Genomic DNA, 22007 nt, shown 5'->3' on the forward strand with positions numbered 1-22007 from the left:
TTCCTTTATTGTGGCACAATGTTAGGTGCATTGCATTTGATGGTTCCCGATATGATCACCGGTTTCGCATCTGCACTTGTATTTTGCACAATACAAGTCCTGTTATCTGAAGTAAAACATTGAGTTGTCGTTTGTGCTGATGTACAGTTAACACCATCTGTTGTATTACATTGAGGTAAAATCGTTGCTGCACTTGTCGTTGAGGTACTATAAGTTCCATTCAAACGAATTTCTAAATTGAAAAACGAAATTTGTTGTGTGGTTTGGCTTGAAGTATCGATATTGATGCCTTGGTTGAACCATTCCACTGTCCCTTGAGTTCCTTGGACTGTTTTTCCAAAAAGTCCACCTGCCAAAATAAACCCTTGTTGTGGGTCGATGTTCCCTTGGATTTGTGTGCTGTCGTATTGGAACCTTATGTTTAAGGTTTCTTTGGTTTTGAAAATCAACTGTGAGATCACCGAGAAACGTGTGTTGTTTGAAGTGGATCCTGTGGTACCTGTAGTTCCCGTTGTGGTTCCCGTAGTTCCTGTTGTGTTTGTTGCTGGGGCAGCACGCCCGCAACTTGTTGTCACACTTGTGTCCACTTCGCCATTAAACGCGAATAAAGCAGGTGTGCTTTCATCTAAAACCGTAAGGGCCGCGTTGTTTTCGTTTTTGAGACCACAGCCCCAAAAGAAAGCGGAGAGAACCAAAAATGCGAGGTAAATTCGGAACATACGATCCTATCGTCCCAGGAATTCCTTCTCGGGTCAAGAGGATTCAGAATTTCCTTGGGAAATTTGGAGGAAATTCTAAACTTGTCCTATGCGGCTCCCATTCGGTCTAAACACTATGCTGTCGATCCAGGGACCTAGGTCGATTTATGTCTATTCCCTTCTCATCGGGTTACTTTCTGGATTTGGAGCATATGGATTCAATTGGGCACTCACATGGACAGAGTCGTTTACCTTTGGCAACTTGATTGGCTATGACCCAGGAACACCTGCAGGGGATTTGCATTTCCATTCTGTAGGAAGAGTAGGAGAATTATCCCCTCTTTGGATTTTATTTTTACCGGCCATCGGTGGTTTGCTCGTAGGAATCATCACTAGTTTTTTTTGCCCGGAAGCACAAGGGGGAGGAACTGATTCACTCATCCATGCCTTTCACTTCAATGAAGGAAAAATTCGCACTAAAGTTCCTTTTTATAAAGCCATTGCCACCATACTTACGTTAGGTTCTGGTGGATCGGGTGGAAAAGAGGGTCCCACCGCACAAATTGGAGCGGGTTTTGGATCAAGCCTTGCGAATTTTTTAGGAGCCGGTGCTAGAGCGAGGCGAACCCTTATGCTTGCAGGAACTGCTGGAGGACTTGGTGCAATATTCCGAGCTCCGCTCGGTGGTGCCATCACTGCCGTTGAGATGGTATACCAAGAAGACATAGAAAGTGATTCCCTTGTACCTTGCATTTTATCATCAGTAACCGCTTACCTGACTTACACTAGTATCGCTGGAAGTGGATCTATCTTTTCAGTAAAGGAATATAGTTTAAACGATTACCGTCATATTCCACTTTATATTATACTTGGACTTTTATGTTATGTTGTGGGGTATTTTTTTGTAAAGGTATACCACTTTGTGCAAGATATTTTTGCAAAACTTCCATTGCCCAATTTCCTAAAACCAGCGTTTGGTGGACTTATTGTTGGGTGTATTGCATTACTTTTTCCAGAAGTGTTAGGTTCTGGTTTTGGACTGATCCAGCGGATGATCAACGGAGAAGTGTTAACCTCAACTAGTTTTGGTTTTTCTGGGCCATTTTTTTTACTTGCTGTTGCCATTTTTAAAGTGTTTTCCACATCCCTTACTGTCGGTTCGGGAAGTTCAGGGGGACTGCTTGGACCTTCCTTTGCCATCGGAGGCATGTTAGGTGCCTTTGTAGGAACAATGGCAAGTGTATTATTTCCAGAACTCAATATCATTGTGTTTCCCTTTTTACTCGTGGGAATGGGTTCCTTTTTTGCAGGAGTGGCAAGAGCCCCGATTGCAGGAATGATTATGGTTTGTGATATGATTGGAAGTTATGCATTACTTCCTGCACTTATGATTGTTGCTATGATCGCTGTGGTTTTATCACATAAGATTTCTATTTATCGTAACCAAATCAAAAACAGATTTTTATCTCCATCCCATCATTGGGATATGAACCAAGACATTATGGATCGGATTCGTATTTTGGATCATTTTACTGAGTTTCGAAAGTATGCAATGGTTTCCGAACATCTTTCCCTCACACAATTGCAATCCAATGCACCAGGAATCCAAGCGAGTGATTTTATTTTAGTGGGATCGAATGAAGAATACAAAGGAATTGTTTCCCTTCGTAAAAATAGAATCCTTCCCGAATATGAAGAAGAACTTAAAAATCTAATCACTTGCTCGGAAATTGTACAAGATGTGCCACCGGTGTGTCAATCGGATACACTCGGCAAAGCCCTACGCATTCTATTGGAATATGATGTCGACAAACTTGCCATTGTCGAAGACAATCGATGTTTAGGCTATTTACGATATATTGATTTATTCAATGCTTACCAAAATGAAGTCAAAAATAAGAACAAACAAAGAAAAGTTGTATGAGAGATTCCAATCACCAAGATCATTCTAAAATTATAAAATTCGTATTTAGATTCACGTCAGTTTTTAATGTGTTTGTCATTTTGCTCCTGTTCGTTAATTGTTTTGGTTCGGGCCAAGTGGTTGAAAAAAAACCCGACCAACACATCAAACCAATAGTGATCCCCCCCCAATACCTAAAACCGATCATTGGAAGAGTGGAGTGGGTTGAATTTCCCAATTGGAAATTAAAGCTAAGAGCAAGGATTGATACCGGAGCCTTGTCTTGTTCTATCAATGCAATTAATATTGAAAGAGTTGTTGAAAACGGTGAAACCTTTATTTTATTTGATACCTTTGTGAACGAAAAACCTGTTCGCTTAAAAAGTAAGTTTGTTAAAGAAGCAAAAGTCACGAGTACTTCCGGTGTATCGGAAAAACGAATTATGATTAGTGAATTGATTAAGATTGGAAAGTACAAAGAAGAAACGATGATCAATTTGAATGATCGGAATAATTTAAATTATCCAATCTTAGTCGGTAGGAATTTTTTACGTGGTAAATTTTTAGTCGATGTGTCTTTATCACACCAATTAGGGGATTAATTTGGATCGAAAAACTTACATCACCATCGTTGTCCTGATTGTTTTGCCAATCCTTTCAATCTTATATAAACTGAATGTTGCAGAATTGTCCTTATTGCCTGTTGCCATTGATGATACTGTCAACGTTCAGGTAGTCATCTCACCCAAGGAAAATGTAGCGATTTCAGAAGTCAATTTCCCAATCCCCAAACAATTCATCCAAACAAAAGTTCTAAAAGCAAATACCAAAACGGAAGATTTGGAATTTCGTGTTTTGAAAAAACAATATGGCCATTTGGGAATATGGGAAGGAGAAGATTGGAATTCTCCCGTAGGTTACTATGCAAAAATCAAAATGTTACCGTATGAGAACAGTGATCCAGAACCAGAGATTCCCACACCAAGCAAAAAACCAGTCACAAAGGAACCTTATTATTTATCCTTAAAACATTATTCTTCGGAGGAGTTAGTTCTCGCTAAAAAACTCTACGAACAAATCCATCCGTATGATAAGGACAATGTGTCCGCTGCCAAACAAATTTATTATTTTATTTCAGAAGAAATTATCAATACCTATAAGGATATTTCTCTTTCTGATACGATTCGATTGGGAAGCGGTAACGCCTACTCACAATCCTTATTATTTTCATTGCTCTGTCGAATGCGTGGAATCCAAGCACGGACTGTTGCTGGATTTGATTTGAACAAACAAACCGAAAAAGACAATAAAAGTAAAATTACATTTTGGAACGAAATTCGATTTCATGGGAAATGGTATTTTGTATCTACCTATAAAAATGTTTTTGCCAGTAATGTATCTGGTTATTTACCAATTTGGAAGTCCGTAGAAGAAAAACGAAGTTTAGTAGAAGATCCAGCTACATTTCGTTATACGGCTTATATCACAAAATCAAATGTAAACAGGTATAATTTTAAAGAGTATAGCGAGGAAATTGCATCCAGCAATAGTTTTTTGCGTTATTATTCATTGTATAGTTTGCCTACTCCCCTACAAAATTTATTTCGACTTGTGATATTAATACCAATCGGTGCCCTCGTATTGTCTGTGGCGAGGAATATGATTGGGATTCCAACCTTTGGAATTTTTACACCGATCTTACTTGCAATGTTTTTTTATGAAACTAACCTCTGGTTTGGAATCGGTTTCTTTTTACTTATGATTGGGCTTGGTTTTTTTGAACGGTATGCGTTGGACAAATTTTATTTACTCGCTGTGCCAAGGTTATCGATTTTACTCACAATCACAGTTCTTACCTTGATTTTGTTTTCAATTTTAAATGAGGAAATATCGATTTTTAACCAAATGAGTGTGACATTATTTCCTATTGTCATCACGACCATATTTGTGGAACGATTTTCGATTATGATCATCGAAGAAGGTGTGATGCATACGATGGTCACATTATTCGGCACCCTTGTGATTGCACTTATCAGTTATATGATTTTTTTCTTTGGTTCCTTACAGATTTTATTTTTCACCCATCCTGAACTTTTACTCATTGTCATTGCGATTCAAATTTTCCTTGGTTTGTATAAAGGTTACCGAGTTTCAGAATTATTTCGATTTAAGGAAATTTTTAAATCGTGATTTCAATTTTCAAACAATTTGAACGAGAAGGAATCCTTGGGATCAATAGAAGGATCGGTGAATACATTTTACCAAACAATCCACGTGAGTTTTATCCACTTGTTGATGACAAATGGAAAACAGCAGAACTCACGAGGCAATTCCATGTACCGATGCCAAAACATTATGGACTCATCGATACTTTTGGTGGGATCCAAAAAACAAAAGATTTGGTGAAAGACCATCCTGGGTTTGTTGTCAAACCAGCGAATGGTGGAATGGGTAATGGAATTATGGTAATCAGCCATAGTGACGAATTGGAAAATGGAAAGGTCAGCTTTCATAAATCGGATGGAAAGGTTGTCAGTGAAAAAGAACTAAACCATCATATCTCTGGCATATTATCAGGATTGTATTCCCTTGATGGAAATTCGGACACTTGTATTTTACAAGAGCGATTGGAGTGCCATCCATTTTTCCATGAGATTTCATTTCGGGGCATTCCCGATATTCGTGTGATCGTGTATTTGGGATATCCTGTGATGGCTATGTTACGATTGCCCACAAAGGAATCAGGTGGTAGAGCAAACCTCCACCAAGGAGCACTCGGAGTTGGGGTAGAGTTGACAAATGGAACATTAACCCATTCGGTTTGTAATGACAAACTCATCCTCATTCATCCAGACACCAAGCAAACATTAAGCGGTCGTGTGATCCCACATTGGAATGATATTTTAGAGATGTCTTCTCGTTGTTTTGATATGTCAGGTCTTGGTTATCTCGGCGTAGATATTGTGTTAGATGAAAAAAGAGGTCCTTTACTTTTGGAAATGAACGCAAGGCCAGGCCTTGGAATCCAAATTGCGAATCGAATGGGTTTACTTGCTAGATTGAAATTAGTGGAGAAAATCCGGAATTCGGCGGATGGTCCAAAAGACCGAGTCCACCGAATCTTAAACGAGTTGTAGAAACAATTAAACGGTTTGTTTTGCTGTTTGGAATACGGTGCGATTGAGAAACGCCATTGCTCCAAACAAAATTCCTGAATACACTAAATCACCGAGGATGGAGTTTTGGAAAAATGGAAGTGCCAAAACAAAACATTGGCTTAGTCCTGCTACATCCAAACTGTACATCCCACTGGTAAACCAAACCGCAAGGTTTGTCACCACAAAGAATAGTACCGAACCAACCACAGTGTATCCAAAGGATTTTGCCATAGAAGTCCCAATTTGTTTCCCGAAAAGAACAGATAAAACCATGAATCCATAAACGACTGGCATTAGGTCATGGAGTCCTAAGTAAAGATCAGAAACAAACATCGCAAGGATGGGAACGACGAGAGCAATCCTTCTGTCCGCTAAGTAAGCACCAGAGAAGAGGGAAACAGCCAAAACAGGCGTAAAATTCGGAGGGTGCGGTAAAATACGGCTTAGGACAGTGGCAATCACCATCAGGATGGCAACAGAAACACGAGATTGGAACATAGGGATAGACTCGTAAAGGGGGGGGGCTTTCGCAAGATAAAATTTGCCTTTGCTTCCCGGGTGGATCGGGAAAAATACAACGAGTGAACCCTCCTAATTTTGATTCACCCATCCAAAATCTACGCAAACTCACTTCGGATTTACGAAGTCCCGAAGGTTGTCCCTGGGACAAAGAACAGACCCATCTTTCTGTGATCCCCCATCTATTAGAGGAAACTTATGAAGTGGTGGATACAATCGAACGAGGTGATGACAACCACCTAAAAGAAGAACTAGGGGACTTACTCTTCCAAATCACCTTCCATAGCCAACTTGCCGAAGAACGTGGGGCCTTTAGTTTTGATGACGTGGCAAACGATGTGTTTCAAAAATTGGTGTACCGCCACCCACATGTTTATGGCAACAAGGAAGGAATTGGTACGGGAGAACAAGTTCTTACCCAATGGGACGAATTGAAACAAAAGGAAAAAGAGAAAAAAGGGTTCGTAGATTCTGATTCAAGTATTCTTTCTGGAATTCCAAAAGCACTTCCAGCCATCCAACGTTCTGAAAAAATCCAATCCAAAGTCACCAAACAAGGATTCGATTGGCCGAATGTAAAAGGAGTTTTCCAAAAGTTCCAAGAAGAGATTCAGGAACTTGACACGGAACTCCAAAAACAAGGTTCTTTAACATCTAAAAAGTTACCATACGATGAAAGGATTGAAGATGAGTTAGGTGATATTTTCTTTTTGTTAGTGAATTTGTCTCGAAAACTTTCCATCGATCCGGAAACTTGCCTCCGTCGTGCCAATGAAAAATTTGAAACTCGGTTTCGTGTGTTAGAAGGGTATGTTGCAAAAACGGGAAAGTCAATGAAAGATCATTCCTTAGAGAAACTCGACAAGTTTTGGGATATGGCGAAAGACAACTTACGTAAGAAAATTTGAATGAAATTAAAATGAATTCCATCGATTTAAACGATTTACCAACTCTAAAAGAATTTTCGATCATCGCCTACAAATGGTTGTCTGAACATTATCCAAAGTTTGATCACCAAACCAATTTTGATTTAAGTCATGAGATTGTCTTTCCCATTCGGTGGAAAACCAAAATGGAAGGTGAGTTATTTGAATGGGTGGTCTCTGATATGGGTTCCATTACACTTCGATTAGGTGGGGTTGAAGGAAACCGTCGTAATCCTGCTCCCATTTTTTATTTGAGCTTACGAAAGTTAGAAGGAGATGTGTTCTCTTGGGCCGATCCCGAAGGGAATCCTGTCTCATTTCCAAATCCTTCCGTCATAGAAGATGTGAGATCTAGGGTACAATTGTATTTGGATTCGAGAACGTGAATTAAAACATGAGATTTGCATCATGAAAGATAAGTTTTGGTATCAAATCAAGTCGAACTTTAATCTCAAAAGTATACTCCTCATTATTTTATTATTGATACCTGCATACAACTTTGCTCTCAACAACAATAACAAATGTGATCGATTCCATGTAGGCACTTTCATTTATGAAAGTAAGGTGGGAAAGATCATCATCGTAAGGAGAGAAAAGGAAGAAATCGATTATAGAGAATATCCCAATCACTATATTCGGCAATCAGTGAAATGGATTTCTTCCTGTACAGCAGAAAAAAAGACACTGGAAATGAATGATCCAATTTTATCACCTGATAGTATCAATAAAAGCTTAAATTCCATAACTTATTTGCATATTTTGGAAACCTTTCCTGATGGTTATTTTTATAAAACAACGAATCGAAAGGGCGAAACCGATAGTTACGGAAAGGTGCAATTATATAAGGGCTCTTTATGAATATACTCCGATCGATTCTCGAATGAATTAAAAGTTTATTTAGAGACGAAAAGAGAGATTGGCAAAGATATTTTTTCAATCACAGCCTACGAAACGTAAACTGTGATTGGAGTTTCTAAAAACAATTGCAAAAGTTTACGATTCTTTTGATTCAATCCCCACTTTTTTTTCAATGTTTTCAATTCGTTTGAGCCATTTGTTAAGGTTCACGATGTTTTTGATGTTCACTCTGTACTTTTGGAATTCAGGGAAGGTGAGTCCTAAGTCCCAACCCACATACACATCTTTTGTTTTTGGTGAAGTTCGTAGGCTTGATCCACCAGCAATAATCGTTCCATCTACCAGTGTTAAATGGTCACTGATGGCACAAGCACCGCCGATGATGACATTGTTTCCAAGGGTCACGCTGCCAGCAAGACCCGATTGGCCAGCAATGATGACATGGTCTCCCACCTTACAGTTGTGAGCGATGTGAACCATATTATCAAATTTACAACCATTTCCAATTGTTGTGTCGGTGAGAGCACCACGGTCAATCGTACAATTGCTTCCCACTTCTACATCATCCCCAATGACCACACGTCCCACTTGAGGGATTTTGTTGTGTTTGCCTTCTGCAAAAACAAATCCAAATCCATCCCCACCAAAAGTAGAATTTCCAAATACAATGAATCGTTTCCCAACGATGGTATCATCAAAGAATACGCAGTTTTTTCCGATGCGGGCTCCATCACCAATATGCACACGGTCTCCGATTTTGACTCCATCTTCGATGATGCAGTCATTCCCAATGATGGAATCTTTTCCAATGGTTACAAAATGTCCGATGTCAGTGTTGGATCCAATTTTTGCACTTGGGTCAATGGCAACTTGTGTGCTTCGTTTTCCAGTAGGTTGTTTTTCAGGGAAAAAGATTCGGATGATTTTTGCAGTCGCCAGTTCTACTTTGGAAACCACAATAATTGCTTTGTCACTCAGTGATTCAGCAGTTTCAGAAGATACGATCAGTAAAGATGCTTTGGAAACCTTTGCCTCATTGACAAATGTTTTGGAAGCAACAAAGGATATGTCAGTAGGACCAGCAAGTGTTAAGGAAGTAAGACCAGTGAAGTTTACATTCTTTATGGTTTCGGAATTTTGAAATTTTGCTTCTGGAAGTAATGTTTGGAGTGTAGTTAGATTGATTTGAGTCATCTCCGATTCCTTATCAATGGATTTAAGACAAGGAATCAGAGAGGTTTCAGTTTGGCTAACACTATTAGGTAGTCTTAACCAACAAAGTTTTGGTTATCCTTCGATTTTATGAGCGATGATATCATCTAAAGAGAACGATCCAGCTCCTTTGATGATTAATGGAATTGCAAGACCAAATGTAAGGATATGGAATTCGTATCCACCTTTGTCGGCAAAAAATCCATTTGGCAAGTGGACAAGAACGGTTGCAGCAAGCATTGTGCAAAAAATTCCAAACGCAGCCACTCTTGTGAGGAGTCCAAGGATCAGCCCAATCGCACCAAAAAATTCAGCGATGATGGCAAGTAGAGCTAGGACATAAGGAATTCCCATACCGGTAAAAAATCCCATGGTTCCTTCGAATCCGTATCCACCGAAAGCTCCTAGAACTTTTTGCGCGCCGTGTGGGAGAATGACAACACCGAGTGTCACACGAAGGATTGTGAGAGTGATGTCTTTGTTGGTTGCGAGTAATTTGTAAAACATAGAACCTCTTATTGCTAAATAGTTTAATATCAAACTATTTAATGATGGAGATCCTGGTCAATCCAAAAAATCGATTTTTTTTCAGGTTTTTTCGTAAACGAGAAAGATTTCGTTCCCTTTTGCAAAATGTTGTTTGAGAGACCAGTTTTGTTTATCAAATCCAGGAAGTTCAGCATTCCGGTCTGCTATGCCCGCAAGGCCAGTTTTCCCAATGATAAATGGAACAACCGTGAGGTAAATGCGGTCCACAAGGTCAGCTTCTAAAAAGGAAAAATTGAGTTTCGGTCCACCTTCGAGAAGGACATTCTTATACCCCTTTCTTTTGAGGATGCCTGTCACTTTTTTGGGATCGATGTCATCGGAGTCCAATGCAAAGATTTCTGCTTTGTTCTCTAAACTGGTTTTGATTTCTTTTAAATTTGATTTTGTACAGATGACGAGAGGGATGTGATCAGATTCTTCAAACACATGTTTGTCTGGAGGGAGTGTTCCTTTTCGAACCAGAATGACCGGCCTTGGGTTTAAGGCATTGGGAACTGCACGGATTTTCACAATGGGATTGTCGTTTAAAATGGAGTTTTTGCCAATGAGGACAGCATCGGACTGAGACCTATATACGTCCATTTGGGTTTTGTCTTCCGAAGAAGTGAGGCCATACCAACGGCCATCAGGGCGAACCACCTTTCCATCTAAGGTCATCGCCATATTAATCGATAATTTCATGAAATTTTCCTCCGGGAGAGATTCTGCAATTCGCGCTGGAGGATGTGGTAGACCTGCATTGAACAGGTCCCGCAGCCGGTAGAGGCTCTTGTTGTTTCTCTAATTTGTTCCATGGTTACGGCACCCGCATGGATGGCACGGACTAATTCGTCTTCTGTCACCATTCGACATAAACAGACCCGTTTTGGCCTCATGAGGGAATTTAAATCGAAAGGATCCATACCTGAACTAATCATTTGACAGATTTACGAAAGGGAGGGAAACTCTTTAATTACTTTCAACCAAGGAAAATTCTAAAACCCTCTATGTCCAAAGACAAAAACCCGGAAGCCAAAAAGAAAAAAAATCGCGAAATATTCGGATGGTGTATGTTCGATTTTGCGAATTCTTCGTACACAACGGTCATTATCAGTGTCGTTTACTGTGAGATTTTTACCAATTTAATTGTTCCGTCTGATCCAAATTCTTCGGATCCTTTTCAATATGGTCGTTCCGTTTGGGCTTGGGCACTGGCAGCCTCCTATGTATTCGTAGTGTTGACGGGACCAATTATTGGTGCCATTTCAGATTACAGCTCAAAAAAGAAATTCTATCTATTTTTAAGTTATATCGGCTGTATCTTCGCTACATTCGCATTGTATTATGTAGAACCTGGAATGATTTGGTTGGGTTTCGTTTTAGTTGCGATCTCTAATTTTTTCTTTGCTTCGGGTGAGAACTTTGCCTCTAGTTTTTTGCCCTTTCTTGGTGCCAAAGAAGACCTTGGGAAAATTTCAGGGTATGCTTGGGGCATCGGTTATTTTGGCGGAATTGGTTCTGTTTACATTGCTTCAAAATTGGGTGCTATCTCATTAGAAAACTTTGAAAGCTTAAAGTTAGTTGGTCCATATACTGCTATATTTTTCCTAGTAGCCGCGATTCCCACGTTTCTCTTTTTAAAAGAACCACACTTGCCTCTTGGTGTAACTCACAAGGTGAATTATTTTAAAATTGGAAAGGACCGAGTGGTACAAACCTTAAAAGATGCAACTCACTTCAAAGATTTGATGATTTATTTGGTATCTTTGTTTTTCACCATGGCGGCACTTGCAATAGTCATTTCGTTTGCCTTCATTTATGGATCCCACGAAATTCATATCGAATCAGAACACAAAGAAGCCATGTTTATTTTTATCCAAATTTTTGCGGCATTAGGCGCACTTGCATTTGGTGTGATCCAAGATAGCATTGGCGCCAAAAAAACATTCAACCTTACCCTTGTTTTATGGCTAGTAACTTGTGGATTGATTTATTATGTCCATGACCTCACATCCTTTTTGAATGGTATGCTTGGTAAAAACTGGACTGTGCAATGGGTGTTTGTGTTCATCTCTTCTTTGGCAGGAATGGGACTTGGTTCCACTCAATCTGCCTCACGTGCACTCGTAGGTATTTTTAGCCCTGAGTCTAAATCGGGTGAGTTTTTTGGAATGTGGGGACTATCTGGTAAAATTGCGGCAGCAGTAGGATTATTTTTATTCAGTTATATCCAAACGTTAGTAACTTTACGAAATGCCTTCCTTGTTGTTGCTTTCTTTTACTTAATTTCGCTAATCATAAACTTGTTTGTGAATGAAGAGAGAGGAGTGGAAGCCGCCAATCGGTTCCAAGAAAAAACATGATTGTAGAAGACGAGGACGATTTTGAATTACACCAGAGCCAAAGAAATTTGGCTCTCGCTACCATCGACGAATTGATGTTAACTAAAATGGATTTGTTGGATGCAGAGAAAAAGGTTCCTCGTTTTATCAATAATGCTTTGTCGTATCTTAAGAGGAAGTATGTGACAGAGGAGCAAACGATTTCGCAGCTCCTCATGAGTCGAAGGGAAAAACAACAATCTTGAGGTATTGTTTAAATCGGATTCAATTTAGTTTGTATTATAATCCAAAATTTTTGTGATCATTTGTTTTTGGTCCAACTCGATATTACGTAATTTAAATGCAGTAAATTTTGCAATTTTACGTAACATCTTTTTGTAAGACATCATAATGTGTTTTTGTTTGTCATACGGTAGAGGGTCTTTTTCATCATTTAATACCATTGCAATGTCTGCTTCCGCTGGTTGGACCGGATCATTTGGCCAAATGGTATCTGAAGTTAAGGATCTAAAATACTCCAATCGGATATCCGAGTTGGTATCTAGTTTTGCTTCCCCTTTTTCATCTTTTTCCGTACTTTCGGATCTTGGAGTTGGGTTGATAAGCCTACGCATTTCTTTTACGTGGATGGTTCCATCTGCGTTCACTCTTCGAAATGATAAAATGATTTTGTCTAAGTCACTAAAGTCTTCTTTGGGATAAAGGTAAGCGATCCCATCATACAAAAATACAGTAGGGTAGTCGATGTAGGATTGGCCTTGCGGAAGTTTGATTTCCAAATAAGGTTTTCCATCTTTATCTTTTTTGTACAATTCTTTGTGTTCTTGGGGAGTTTGTGCAAGGTATTGGGCTGCCGTTTTATCCACACCTAACTCTTGGAGTTTTTTCATCTTACGAAGGTTTTCGATGATACTCGCGTGAAGGGTATCGATTTCGTTATCACCGAATCCATTTTTCCTTTGCAGGTCGATTTGTTTTTGGGTCTCCCTTTCCTTTAAGGTCGCGGAAGCAGGTTTTTCTGCATAAAGAGCAGTCATCCCAAGGAGAGTAAAAAGAAGGATGGAAAATCGTAGCATCATGACATACCTCTAGATGTTGTCCTTTATAGTATCGAATCTTTCTGTGTCGATTCTTGAATGGAAGTGGGTTAGATTTTTATTTGGGAAAAAAATCGTAATAGGGACTGGAAAAGGTCTTCCTCGGCCTCTTTTGCCTTCGGAATGAGGCCAGATAATTGGATGTACCCATGCACTAAGGAAGGAAAATAACGTTCTTCCACCTTCACACCTGCGGTTTGTAAGTGTTTGGCGTATGTTTCACCTTCTTCGCGAAGGGGGTCAAACCCTGCGATTCCGATGTAGGTTGGAGGGAGTCCCTTTAATTCTTTGGTATCTGCCAAAACTGGGGAATTCTGAATGAGACTTCGGTCTTTGGTTTGTGGTAGGTAGTTTTGGATGAACCATCGCATCAGAGTTTTTGTGAGGATATAATTTTCCCCGAAGAGTTCATAGGTCTCTGATTCTTTCGATGTATCAAGCATTGGGTAGAGAAGGGCTTGGTAAATCGGAGCTTGCACATTGTTTTTTTTCGCACGGAGGCAAAGAGCCGTGGCAAGGAGAGCTCCAGCGCTATCCCCACAAACGGCGATGGCTTTCGGAGAGCCACCAAATATATAAGCAGAGTTCCGAACGTATTGGTAGGCAAGCCATGCATCTTCGTGTGCTGCAGGGTAAGGGTGTTCCGGTGCCAATCGGTAATCCACGGCGATCACAATGCTTTTTGTGTAATGAGACAATTTGCGGCAGAAGGAATCATGAGTATCCAGATTGCCGATGGTGAGTCCACCACCATGGAAAAAGAGAATGGTGGGAAGATTTCTCTTTTGGGGATTGGCATTATAAACTCGAATGGGGATAAAAGATGCACTCGGAGTGGGAATGAGTTTGTCTTCGATATGAGCGATGGGAAATTCTTTTTCTTCGAAGAGTTTCATTTGCTCTCGGAAGTGTTTTCTCGCTTTTTCCGGACTCATCTGTTCCATTTTGGGAAGAAAACGAGCAATGTTACATGCCATCGCACAACGAGGGTCCAAAGCGTTGGTGTCCTCTTGGTTTTTCGTACGAGTGATCGTGGCTATCCAATTATCGGGTAACGAAAAGACAAGTTGAGTGACTGATTTTTTGATACCTAACATTAAATAACCGATAATCTTTCTTGTAACATTCTATAGATTAAAAACAAACCATAACTATCTAATTTGCAGTAAGCTATCAAATCCTCCAAAACACGTTTTTTTTCTTCGGCTGTCACCTGCTTTTTTATTAATCTCAAATATTGGTAATTGGCATCTTGTCCTTCCCGAATGGTGAGTCCAAAATGGCTCTCATTACTAAAACAAGGTAGGATTTCCTTAAGAGAAGCTTTGCCATGTTGTGCTGGGTGGTAAATCCAAAGTTTTTTAAAAGGCAAAGCAAGGTCGATGAACATTGATTTGACTGATTCCCAAAATTCTAAGTATTCCGGGTAAACGGTGGCGGATTCTTGGATGATCAGTTTTTCGAAAAAATCATTAAATGAAAAGATGGTAATCCCTGTTGGCAGGTCCTTTTGCAAATGGAATAACACATGTTTTCTAGGATCACTTCCCACATCTTCATGTAGGTAGGTTTTGTGTGTGAGTGAATCAGAATCCATGTCCCAAATATGAAGGGAATACAAATAAGGAATGTGTTGGAAGGGTTTTGTTTCAGGATAAATGGGAATGTATGGGTTTATCGATTCAAAATCCAGGAAGGCTACTGTTTTTGTCACATTAGAAAGGTATTGGGTAAGAGATTCTTTGTTAAAATGTACGGTTCCTGTTTTGTGGGCCTCTTTTTGGATCTTTTGGATGGGGGAAAGTTCTGCATCTGGCACCGAATCGTACGAATTGTACCCTGATGCAAACCAAAGTTTGGCAAGTTCTGAACTATCTCGGTATTCGAAGATTTCTCTGGCAGTTTCTCTGCCGGGTGCACAATGAGTGGGAGATAAACAGGTCTTAAGGGAACGGCAACTTGGATTTTTCTCTAAAAAGGAATAGGGAACAGATTGTTCGTTTGTGTTTTGGATTTCGGTTTGGAATTTGTTCCATTCTTCCTCCCGTGAACCCAATTCTGACTCCATTCGAGGGGAAAGGTCCTCAACCAAGAGGTAGTCTTCGGGGAGAATGGGTCCGCCTTGGTAAACGTATTTTGTTTGGATGCGAATGATTTTGCAACCAAGGACACGTAACCCCAAACCTTCTGCTATCTGTTTGTAAAAGAAAAATGACCGAAGTATATCTTGTTTGATGGAACCAATCGGTCGAAAGTCCCAAAGGATCCAACCATCCCTTTCCTCGTCGTATTCGAGAAGTTCCACACTACAAACAAAGTTTTGGTAACGAAGTTGAGCACCAAAATGGGAAATTTTATCTTTGATATAGATTTCTGATTGTACAAAACCCTCTTCTCTGTTAGGTGACTTCTCGATTGAAGGGAAATTGGGGAATTGGTTTTTGCAGTAACTGAGAAACTCTGCCCATTCCAAATACCCACCAAACGAAGCCGTACTCGGTTTTGAAACCACACCTTCTCGGATCAAATGGTATGCATTTTGGCATTTTAAAAATTGTAAGTATAGGGATTTGGTGATTGGAGTCAAAGGTTTCTCAAACGAATTGGTATAAGTTTTCCCATTCGTGAAGATGGCTTGCAAACCGATCTTTCCAATGGGCACTTGCCTCTACCAAAGCCTCAGGTAAAATTACAAAAAATTGGAAGAGTGCATTTTGGTTGGTTGTGAATACCTTGTATTGGTTTTCAGAGGTTTCATATTTTGCACCTTCCAAGAATAATTTCCAACGGTCCTCATACTCTGGGTGGATTTGGAAGTGGATTTCCATTTCGGCGTGTGTTTTTAGGGAGAGTGGATGGAAATTTAAGTCTTCGTTTGAAATTTTTAAATTCGAAAAAAACTCTTCTTTGGTTTCTTTTTTAACTGTAATTTTCGGAAGGATAAACCTTCGTAAGGATTTTTTTCCACGATCATACGCTAACACATAGAAGTCGGTTGTGTGTTTTCTTACCAATCGGTAAGGTTCAATGGTTCTTTCTTTATCATCATACCCGTATACGATGGTAATGGCACGTTTGTCTTTGATCGCTTGTAAAATTTTTTCGGTATTGGATGTATCAACACTGTTATCATCGGAATCATTTGTGATAGGGTGTTTTGTTAAATTGGGAATGAGATCCAGATGGTACGAAAATAGTTTTTGGGATAAGCTGATGAGCTCTTTTGTTAATTCAGCAGAATAGAGTGATTTCGAGAGAACTTCGAGTTCTTCTTTGGAAAATTTTAAGGTACGATCGATGGATTCCTTTTCAATGTAGTAAGGAAAAAAATCTTCGGACTGGTATCCGTATTGGGCAACCTTAATGTTAAACCCAAGGCTTTTCAATTGGTTAAGATCTCGATAGAGTTTTTTTCTGTCGGATTCTATGTCTTCGTTTTTGTAAAACCGAGGCATCATCGTACGAAACTTTTGGAAACTAATTCCTTTGGGTTCGCGTAAAAGATTGAAGAGCAAACTAAAAAGGCGAACCTCCGTTTCGTTCATTTTTTTCACTTCGATCATGGGAAAATCTTCAAAAGAAGCCATATCTTCCCAAAAAGTTTGTTTTTTTGATTCCGAAAAGTAGAAAATGAAAAAAATTGGAAAAGAATGCGTTTCACGAGCCTTATCATTTGCCTATTCTTCTTCATGAATTGTGCAACTTATTGGAAAAATCGCAAAAATGATTTTAAAGATATCATCACTGTCGGTGCGGAAACACCAATGTATGGAGCAGCGATTAAAGTGGGTCCACTGCCTATTGGTTTTGTTTTCCAAGGTGGTGAATCGCAAATGGGCAAACGTGATTTAGGCCGAGGGTTTGGAATCCGTGGTGGCGAACTAGGTGGGTATCATTCCCAACAACTCGTCTTCGGTATCTTAGGTGGCGAAAGTTTTCATTCCGGATCTCCCGTTCTTGATGCAAAAGGGAATTGGCTTGTGGACAAAAAAGGTATCCCTCTCACAAACGATGAAAGGTCCAATCTCAAAAGTTATAAAATGAGATATTATTCTTATTTTTATGATCCTGTAAAAGATAGAAAGGCACGAAAAAAAGAATATTTTCGAAGAGAACTTACAAAAGACATTGTTGCGAGTACTGGCCAAAAAGAATTTTTGATTTACCTTCCAAAAGAAGATTTAAAACCATTTGGGTATCCACCTGGATATTCATGGAATGTGGAAATTGTGGGTGGTGTATATGGTGGAGCTAGACTTGGGTTTAATGTAGCTGAAGCATTTGATTTTTTGTTAGGATTTACCACCATTGATGTGTTAGATGATGATGTAGAAGGAAAGGAAAAACCAAGTTTCCCTGGTTTTCCATTCCCAGCTCCTACCGAAGAAGAATTAAACCAAGAGTCGGAAGAAACTTAAATTTTTAAAGTTTGAAGTCTTTGGCAGTGATTTTGTTTTTAGGGTCAAACGTTAGTTTTAAAAACTTTTCCACTGCGTCTGGTTTTTCTTTGAGTGTATAATACTGTTCTGGAACATCACGGTCTTCCGCAAAGTACCATGTCATAACGGTTCCACTTGGATCGATTGATTTTTCAGTTGGTTTGCCAAGCACTGCTTCCGCTTTTACCAAACCGTCTCCTACTTTGATCATATCAATTTCTAGTTTGCGAAGTGCTGTGTGTGGGTGAACTTTTGTGCTGCCTGCTTGCACTTTATTTCCAGAAGTACAAGACACAAGGAAGAGAACCGATGCCAGTGTGCTAAGAACGAGTAATCTTTTGAACATAAACCTTTCCTAAGATGGATTAGGAGAAATGTTACAGTAGGGGATCGGGATTGGCAAGTGTAATCTTTTCTCTTTCTTCATCGATTTTGTTGATTTTACTCAAAATCTTTTTAAAAAATGGAATTGTCATAAAAACAAGTCCTATCTCTAAAAATCCAAAAAAGAAGGAAAGGGCAGAAAAACTATATTCTTTTGGCAAAAGGGAGTCAAAAACAGACTGCATTTGTACGGAAACGATTGGGCCTAACATAAAACCTAATGATCCAACACCAGTAAAGGCTGACATTGTCGTTGCAGTGAGCCCAGGTTTTGACATTTTGCTCGCAAGCATCATTGAAGGAACAAACATCACACCTGCCCCAATTCCACATAACAATAAAAACAAAAACAAATACCAGAACTGATTTGTGGTTCCAGACAATCCTAAAAACATTCCATAAATAACAGAACCTACGAGCACAAGTGGTAAAACGCCTGTTTTGCGTGAAAGCAATGCCGAAGGATAAGAGAGTAAACTCATTGGAAACAGAACAAGTCCTAAAAATACACCAAGCATTCCTGGATGGAAAGCCAAAGTTTCTCGTAGGTGGATATTAAAAGAAGAGATGATAAATCCGACAGTAAAGCGATCTATAAAATTAAATAAAAACGGTACAAAGAGAAATGGATTTTCGAAGATTGCTATTTTTAGGTCGTTTAATTTAAAATCCTTTACCTTGTGAATTCCCCGATCCTTTAACATGAGAAAACTCATGATACCCACAAATACCAAAATTCCAGAACCCACATAAAATGGTAATAATGGATTACTCCTTCCTAAGATACCAAGTGGCATCCCAAAGGCACCACCAAGCGATAAAAACATCCCTGTGATACCCATAAGAATCCCTTTACCATAGTATCGTTTGTTTTTGGGATCATTTTCTTGGTCGGCCGCAGAACTTAAAAGTAACCCAATGATGAAAATATGAGAGGCACCTTCTAAAAATCGAAGGAATAAAAATAAATCCATATCCCTGACAACTGTTAGTAGGTAAAACAAACCAGCATCTAAGAAGCAGAATAAACTAATGAAGTACTTTCTGTTTTTGAATCGATCGGAAATGATTCCCGCAACTGGCGCAAACAAAAAGGAACCTAACATAGGTATGCTTGTGAAATATGCCACTTCCCAGTTGGAACCTAGTAATCTATCTTTGACAACGTCTTTAACTACCGGCACAATCATTGTGACCGGTAACATTGATAAAAAAACTAAGGTTACGAGTGTGTACGGGAATCCCAAAAATTAACCTGCTGGTAAAAGAGTTTGGTAACGTTCAATTCCGATATTTTCTTTTAGATCGGAATCAAGTTCGATAAACAAAAATTTGTTTAAATCAAAAGTGGTTTTGGCTTCTTCGAGTAATTCTTGTTTTTGTGAATCATCCAAAGGTAAGGTGTCCAAATTTTGTCTGTAAATTCCTTTAAACGCCATTAGGTCCTCAATTTCTGGAAATTCATAAAAAGCAGTTCCTTCATTTCCCTCGAGTCCAAAGGTTTTTGCCACTACTTTTTTAATCGCTTGGCCACCAGATAAATCTCCCAAGTAACGCACGTAAGCTTGTGCCACCAATAATTCCGGTTTTGTTTTTGCGGTTGTTTTGATGTGATTGATATAGTTTTCTGTGGCCTTGGAAATTTTCCCACGAAGTTTGGTTCCAAACTTTTTTTGGAAACTTTCAATATCTTCTTTGAGAGCCTTTTCCCGAAACAAACTAGGAAAGTATAATTTGGATAAAATGGGATTGTCTTTGTTTTCTCGGTAGAGCTCTTCCATCACCTGGTAAACGGCTAGTAGGCTTTCCAATTGGTAGGTATACGTTTGTGCATCGAGTCCACCTCGAAAAATCGCTCGGATATAAGGAACTTTTTCCGTTTCCTCGTGTTTTTGGGCCGTCCCCTCACGCAACATCATTGCAACTGACATAATGACTCCTATTTCTGTATGTGAGAATCAATCTCATATATGACACTACCCTGACAATTGGAAGTCCTGTCAAAGCGTTTTATAGGGAGTCTTCCTGATTTGTCGAGTTCCAGAATTCAAGGGGTGTGGACTGCCTTTGATCCGGGTAAAGAAAGTAGGATAAGAAAAAAATGAGAATGGAAACGACGATCCCGATTGTGGCTAGGACCACATCCTTTCCCACCTTTCGGAAGGTGTCGAGGTAAGGGAGGTCTTTGTAGGTGATGACATTGAGAATGATCTCTCGCCCCGCAAGGAGACCAAGAAAGGCCCAAGTGGTAGACATAGGGATGTTGCTAATGGCTTGGAAGAAAAAAAGTAAACTACCATACACCAAATCCACAATGGTGGCCGCTTTGGCCCATTGGATGTCCGACTTTTCGGAGACAACCTCTTGGATGGTGCCTCCATTGGTTCGAATGATGATGAGAAGGGCAAAAATCAAAATGAACACTGCCGAAAGAAATTCGAAGAGTCCGAGTTGCCTTGGAAGGAATACAGCAATATTGGCTGTGTCTTGGAATAACCATGCCACCCACAAATACATCGTGGAAAGCCATTGCAAACGAGACCAACGCCTTTCCGAAACCGGGTCGGGGGTGTGGACTTCATGGTATTCATGTGGATCAATTTTGACAAGGATGGCCCAAACCACGATGGCAACAAGAAAGGCAAGGCCGTAACCAAAAAATGATTTGGTTAACATTTGGTCGATGCTTTTGCCACCAAACAATCCTAATACGAGGAATGTGGTTGATACAGGTGCACGTAGTCTTGTGATGACAACGAGTAATACTGGGGCTAGAAGTTGGAGTAAATTGAAGTCTTTGGTTTCCGGAATGGAATCCAAACGATGGAAATGGATTTCACCTCCATGGTAAAACCATGCAAGTAAGTGGACAAAAAATAAAAGACCACCGAATACGAGGATCTTCTGGAGCCAATGGACCGATTTTTTGCTTTCGATAAAGGTCCCGATGGTTTGGACTGCATCATTTCCGGCCACAGAAAATGATGCAATCGCGAAGGAAAACCATCCGAGATAATACCGAGGAATGCCTAAAAAATAACCAAGAGTGATCACCACTACCAATACTAAAGTAAAACCGAAAAAACGAATTTGATCCTGTTTTGTTGGGTGTTGGTAATCAATTTCTTGGTTTTGGCTCATGCACTCATGTAGTGTTTCGCATATCTCTCCGTAATTTCCTTGCGGTCGAAAAGAATGAACACGTCTGTAGTACCAAAAACAGAATCCAGTGCAGGAATTCCACAGATTTTAGCACCCACTCGGAGGTATCCTTTTAAAAGTGGAGGGATGTTTTTAGAGATCGTTTTAGGATCTTCTACGTGAAAATTGGCGTCAAATCCGGGAAGTACGTAATCAGGATTTGGATACACCCGAAATTCTTCCGGTGCAATCGCATCTTTCGCTTTTAAGAATCCATATGATTGGGAAGCTACCGCGGCATCAGTGGAGTGGATGGAACCACAACCCATCAGATAACGAACGTTATGTTTGTTCATAAATTCTGCAAGCCCTTGCCATAACAAAGAAATCACAGAACCATCTCTATAATCAGGGTGAACACAGGAACGTCCTACTTCCGCAATTTCGTCTGGAAGGTTGTAAATGGATGTGATATCAAATTCGTTTTCGCTATAAAATCCAATTCCGTTTTTTGCATTTTGGCGTGTGAGGATACGGTAAGTTCCCACAATTTTTTTATCTTCAGTGGATTTATCAATTACGATGAGGTGGTGGCAGTACAAATCATATTCATCACGATCTTTTCGTGTAGCAGAAGATTGTGGCAGACCTTCTCCCATTTCTAAGTTAAACACTTCGTAACGCAATGCAAGTGCTCTTTCAATTTCGAGTTGGTTTTCCGCTAAACGAACTTCAAGGACTCGTTCTGTTTTGTTTAATGTATTTTGCTTCATAGGATTTTGTTTTCCTCTTGTTTATCTAC

General features: G+C 39.6%; 25 protein-coding genes. 10 read left to right on the forward strand and 15 right to left on the reverse strand.

Going from position 1 to position 22007, the window contains the following annotated elements; all coding sequences use genetic code 11:
• Positions 1–5 precede the first annotated feature (5 nt).
• Positions 6–719 carry an LIC10920 family plasminogen-binding lipoprotein gene (locus tag LEP1GSC202_RS08770; protein ID WP_015677087.1) on the reverse strand — a complete coding sequence of 238 codons (714 nt, stop codon included), beginning with the start codon at positions 717–719 and terminating at the stop codon, positions 6–8.
• Between the two features lie 115 nt (positions 720–834).
• Here LEP1GSC202_RS08770 and LEP1GSC202_RS08775 point away from each other — a divergent pair, with 115 nt between their 5' ends.
• From LEP1GSC202_RS08775 to LEP1GSC202_RS08790, 4 genes are all read left to right on the forward strand, one after another.
• Positions 835–2622, forward strand: coding sequence for a chloride channel protein (locus LEP1GSC202_RS08775; protein ID WP_015676932.1), 1788 nt, complete (start codon positions 835–837; stop codon positions 2620–2622).
• A 116-nt stretch (positions 2623–2738) separates the two neighbouring features.
• Positions 2739–3203: an ATP-dependent zinc protease family protein gene (locus LEP1GSC202_RS08780; protein ID WP_015676914.1), complete on the forward strand. Its 465-nt coding sequence runs from the start codon at positions 2739–2741 to the stop codon at positions 3201–3203.
• A 1-nt stretch (position 3204) separates the two neighbouring features.
• Positions 3205–4791, forward strand: a complete 1587-nt coding sequence (locus LEP1GSC202_RS08785) for a 7TM domain-containing protein (RefSeq protein ID WP_015676365.1) — start codon at positions 3205–3207, stop codon at positions 4789–4791.
• Positions 4788–5738: an alpha-L-glutamate ligase-like protein gene (locus LEP1GSC202_RS08790; RefSeq protein ID WP_015677125.1), complete on the forward strand. Its 951-nt coding sequence runs from the start codon at positions 4788–4790 to the stop codon at positions 5736–5738. Before LEP1GSC202_RS08785 ends, LEP1GSC202_RS08790 begins: the two co-directional genes overlap by 4 nt.
• Positions 5739–5744: 6 nt before the next feature.
• On the opposite strand, the gene LEP1GSC202_RS08795 is transcribed toward LEP1GSC202_RS08790, so the two are convergent.
• Entirely contained in the window at positions 5745–6257 is a 513-nt protein-coding gene (locus LEP1GSC202_RS08795) for a DUF6580 family putative transport protein (protein WP_015676648.1), read from the reverse strand.
• 83 nt (positions 6258–6340) lie between these two features.
• Between LEP1GSC202_RS08795 and mazG the strand changes: the two genes are divergently transcribed.
• The 3 genes from mazG to LEP1GSC202_RS08810 are packed head-to-tail and all read left to right on the forward strand — an operon-like array spanning position 6341 to position 8062.
• Positions 6341–7186: a nucleoside triphosphate pyrophosphohydrolase gene (gene mazG, locus LEP1GSC202_RS08800; protein ID WP_015676602.1), complete on the forward strand. Its 846-nt coding sequence runs from the start codon at positions 6341–6343 to the stop codon at positions 7184–7186.
• A gap of 11 nt (positions 7187–7197) precedes the next feature.
• Positions 7198–7590 (forward strand): LIC_13241 domain-containing protein, encoded by a 393-nt coding sequence (locus tag LEP1GSC202_RS08805; protein ID WP_015677399.1) that lies wholly within the window; start codon positions 7198–7200, stop codon positions 7588–7590.
• Positions 7591–7612: 22 nt separating this feature from the next.
• Positions 7613–8062 carry a hypothetical protein gene (locus LEP1GSC202_RS08810; RefSeq protein ID WP_039928438.1) on the forward strand — a complete coding sequence of 150 codons (450 nt, stop codon included), beginning with the start codon at positions 7613–7615 and terminating at the stop codon, positions 8060–8062.
• Between the two features lie 135 nt (positions 8063–8197).
• Here the strand turns inward: LEP1GSC202_RS08810 and lpxD are convergent, their stop codons facing one another.
• From lpxD to LEP1GSC202_RS19640, 4 genes are all read right to left on the reverse strand, one after another.
• A complete protein-coding gene (gene lpxD / locus LEP1GSC202_RS08815; protein ID WP_015676623.1) occupies positions 8198–9256 on the reverse strand; it encodes a UDP-3-O-(3-hydroxymyristoyl)glucosamine N-acyltransferase in 1059 nt (352 codons plus the stop codon).
• A gap of 93 nt (positions 9257–9349) precedes the next feature.
• A complete protein-coding gene (locus tag LEP1GSC202_RS08820) occupies positions 9350–9781 on the reverse strand; it encodes a DoxX family protein (RefSeq protein ID WP_015677119.1) in 432 nt (143 codons plus the stop codon).
• An 81-nt stretch (positions 9782–9862) separates the two neighbouring features.
• Positions 9863–10504 carry a RibD family protein gene (locus LEP1GSC202_RS08825; protein ID WP_015676542.1) on the reverse strand — a complete coding sequence of 214 codons (642 nt, stop codon included), beginning with the start codon at positions 10502–10504 and terminating at the stop codon, positions 9863–9865.
• Complete coding sequence (locus LEP1GSC202_RS19640) at positions 10501–10740, reverse strand: (2Fe-2S)-binding protein (protein WP_341830636.1); 240 nt, start codon at positions 10738–10740, stop codon at positions 10501–10503. The genes LEP1GSC202_RS08825 and LEP1GSC202_RS19640 overlap by 4 nt, the downstream gene beginning before the upstream one ends.
• A gap of 69 nt (positions 10741–10809) precedes the next feature.
• On the opposite strand from LEP1GSC202_RS19640, the gene LEP1GSC202_RS08830 reads away from it, so the two are divergent.
• A complete protein-coding gene (locus LEP1GSC202_RS08830) occupies positions 10810–12165 on the forward strand; it encodes an MFS transporter (protein ID WP_015676827.1) in 1356 nt (451 codons plus the stop codon).
• Positions 12162–12389, forward strand: coding sequence for a hypothetical protein (locus LEP1GSC202_RS08835; protein WP_015677408.1), 228 nt, complete (start codon positions 12162–12164; stop codon positions 12387–12389). The genes LEP1GSC202_RS08830 and LEP1GSC202_RS08835 overlap by 4 nt, the downstream gene beginning before the upstream one ends.
• A 24-nt stretch (positions 12390–12413) precedes the next feature.
• On the opposite strand, the gene LEP1GSC202_RS08840 is transcribed toward LEP1GSC202_RS08835, so the two are convergent.
• From LEP1GSC202_RS08840 to LEP1GSC202_RS08855, 4 genes are all read right to left on the reverse strand, one after another.
• Positions 12414–13223 carry an LIC13212 family protein gene (locus tag LEP1GSC202_RS08840; RefSeq protein ID WP_039928441.1) on the reverse strand — a complete coding sequence of 270 codons (810 nt, stop codon included), beginning with the start codon at positions 13221–13223 and terminating at the stop codon, positions 12414–12416.
• 68 nt (positions 13224–13291) lie between these two features.
• Positions 13292–14338: an alpha/beta hydrolase gene (locus tag LEP1GSC202_RS08845; protein WP_015676752.1), complete on the reverse strand. Its 1047-nt coding sequence runs from the start codon at positions 14336–14338 to the stop codon at positions 13292–13294.
• A complete protein-coding gene (locus LEP1GSC202_RS08850) occupies positions 14338–15882 on the reverse strand; it encodes a DUF2779 domain-containing protein (RefSeq protein ID WP_015677161.1) in 1545 nt (514 codons plus the stop codon). The genes LEP1GSC202_RS08845 and LEP1GSC202_RS08850 overlap by 1 nt, the downstream gene beginning before the upstream one ends.
• Entirely contained in the window at positions 15836–16828 is a 993-nt protein-coding gene (locus LEP1GSC202_RS08855) for a helix-turn-helix transcriptional regulator (RefSeq protein WP_015676376.1), read from the reverse strand. The genes LEP1GSC202_RS08850 and LEP1GSC202_RS08855 overlap by 47 nt, the downstream gene beginning before the upstream one ends.
• Positions 16829–16891: 63 nt before the next feature.
• On the opposite strand from LEP1GSC202_RS08855, the gene LEP1GSC202_RS08860 reads away from it, so the two are divergent.
• Positions 16892–17659, forward strand: a complete 768-nt coding sequence (locus tag LEP1GSC202_RS08860; protein WP_015676563.1) for an LIC13411 family adhesin — start codon at positions 16892–16894, stop codon at positions 17657–17659.
• A 4-nt stretch (positions 17660–17663) separates the two neighbouring features.
• Here the strand turns inward: LEP1GSC202_RS08860 and LEP1GSC202_RS08865 are convergent, their stop codons facing one another.
• The 5 genes from LEP1GSC202_RS08865 to LEP1GSC202_RS08885 form a co-directional block, all read right to left on the reverse strand.
• Positions 17664–18026 carry an LIC13410 family lipoprotein gene (locus LEP1GSC202_RS08865; RefSeq protein WP_015676529.1) on the reverse strand — a complete coding sequence of 121 codons (363 nt, stop codon included), beginning with the start codon at positions 18024–18026 and terminating at the stop codon, positions 17664–17666.
• 31 nt (positions 18027–18057) lie between these two features.
• The gene (locus LEP1GSC202_RS08870; protein WP_015677452.1) at positions 18058–19311 is read right to left on the reverse strand and encodes an MFS transporter; all 1254 of its coding nucleotides are present in this window, start codon (positions 19309–19311) and stop codon (positions 18058–18060) included.
• Positions 19312–19314: 3 nt separating this feature from the next.
• Positions 19315–19995: a biliverdin-producing heme oxygenase gene (locus tag LEP1GSC202_RS08875; RefSeq protein WP_015676725.1), complete on the reverse strand. Its 681-nt coding sequence runs from the start codon at positions 19993–19995 to the stop codon at positions 19315–19317.
• 79 nt (positions 19996–20074) lie between these two features.
• Entirely contained in the window at positions 20075–21205 is a 1131-nt protein-coding gene (locus tag LEP1GSC202_RS08880) for a hypothetical protein (RefSeq protein ID WP_015677611.1), read from the reverse strand.
• Complete coding sequence (locus tag LEP1GSC202_RS08885) at positions 21202–21978, reverse strand: GNAT family N-acetyltransferase (protein ID WP_015677226.1); 777 nt, start codon at positions 21976–21978, stop codon at positions 21202–21204. The genes LEP1GSC202_RS08880 and LEP1GSC202_RS08885 overlap by 4 nt, the downstream gene beginning before the upstream one ends.
• Between the last annotated feature and the right edge of the window lie 29 nt (positions 21979–22007).

This window comes from Leptospira yanagawae serovar Saopaulo str. Sao Paulo = ATCC 700523 (assembly GCF_000332475.2).
GTDB lineage: Bacteria > Spirochaetota > Leptospiria > Leptospirales > Leptospiraceae > Leptospira_A > Leptospira_A yanagawae.

Excerpts from the sequence above, each read along its gene's own strand:
- LEP1GSC202_RS08845 (WP_015676752.1), bottom strand. The coding sequence starts at position 14,338 with ATGTTAGGTATCAAAAAATCAGTCACTCAACTTGTCTTTTCGTTACCC.
- LEP1GSC202_RS08885 (WP_015677226.1), bottom strand. The coding sequence starts at position 21,978 with ATGAAGCAAAATACATTAAACAAAACAGAACGAGTCCTTGAAGTTCGT.
- LEP1GSC202_RS19640 (WP_341830636.1), bottom strand. The coding sequence starts at position 10,740 with ATGATTAGTTCAGGTATGGATCCTTTCGATTTAAATTCCCTCATGAGG.
- LEP1GSC202_RS08775 (WP_015676932.1), top strand. The coding sequence starts at position 835 with ATGCTGTCGATCCAGGGACCTAGGTCGATTTATGTCTATTCCCTTCTC.
- LEP1GSC202_RS08855 (WP_015676376.1), bottom strand. The coding sequence starts at position 16,828 with ATGGCTTCTTTTGAAGATTTTCCCATGATCGAAGTGAAAAAAATGAAC.
- LEP1GSC202_RS08860 (WP_015676563.1), top strand. The coding sequence starts at position 16,892 with ATGCGTTTCACGAGCCTTATCATTTGCCTATTCTTCTTCATGAATTGT.
- LEP1GSC202_RS08770 (WP_015677087.1), bottom strand. The coding sequence starts at position 719 with ATGTTCCGAATTTACCTCGCATTTTTGGTTCTCTCCGCTTTCTTTTGG.
- LEP1GSC202_RS08820 (WP_015677119.1), bottom strand. The coding sequence starts at position 9,781 with ATGTTTTACAAATTACTCGCAACCAACAAAGACATCACTCTCACAATC.
- LEP1GSC202_RS08865 (WP_015676529.1), bottom strand. The coding sequence starts at position 18,026 with ATGTTCAAAAGATTACTCGTTCTTAGCACACTGGCATCGGTTCTCTTC.
- LEP1GSC202_RS08875 (WP_015676725.1), bottom strand. The coding sequence starts at position 19,995 with ATGTCAGTTGCAATGATGTTGCGTGAGGGGACGGCCCAAAAACACGAG.
- LEP1GSC202_RS08795 (WP_015676648.1), bottom strand. The coding sequence starts at position 6,257 with ATGTTCCAATCTCGTGTTTCTGTTGCCATCCTGATGGTGATTGCCACT.
- LEP1GSC202_RS08880 (WP_015677611.1), bottom strand. The coding sequence starts at position 21,205 with ATGAGCCAAAACCAAGAAATTGATTACCAACACCCAACAAAACAGGAT.
- lpxD (WP_015676623.1), bottom strand. The coding sequence starts at position 9,256 with ATGACTCAAATCAATCTAACTACACTCCAAACATTACTTCCAGAAGCA.
- LEP1GSC202_RS08805 (WP_015677399.1), top strand. The coding sequence starts at position 7,198 with ATGAATTCCATCGATTTAAACGATTTACCAACTCTAAAAGAATTTTCG.
- LEP1GSC202_RS08840 (WP_039928441.1), bottom strand. The coding sequence starts at position 13,223 with ATGATGCTACGATTTTCCATCCTTCTTTTTACTCTCCTTGGGATGACT.
- LEP1GSC202_RS08830 (WP_015676827.1), top strand. The coding sequence starts at position 10,810 with ATGTCCAAAGACAAAAACCCGGAAGCCAAAAAGAAAAAAAATCGCGAA.
- LEP1GSC202_RS08835 (WP_015677408.1), top strand. The coding sequence starts at position 12,162 with ATGATTGTAGAAGACGAGGACGATTTTGAATTACACCAGAGCCAAAGA.
- LEP1GSC202_RS08810 (WP_039928438.1), top strand. The coding sequence starts at position 7,613 with ATGAAAGATAAGTTTTGGTATCAAATCAAGTCGAACTTTAATCTCAAA.
- LEP1GSC202_RS08825 (WP_015676542.1), bottom strand. The coding sequence starts at position 10,504 with ATGAAATTATCGATTAATATGGCGATGACCTTAGATGGAAAGGTGGTT.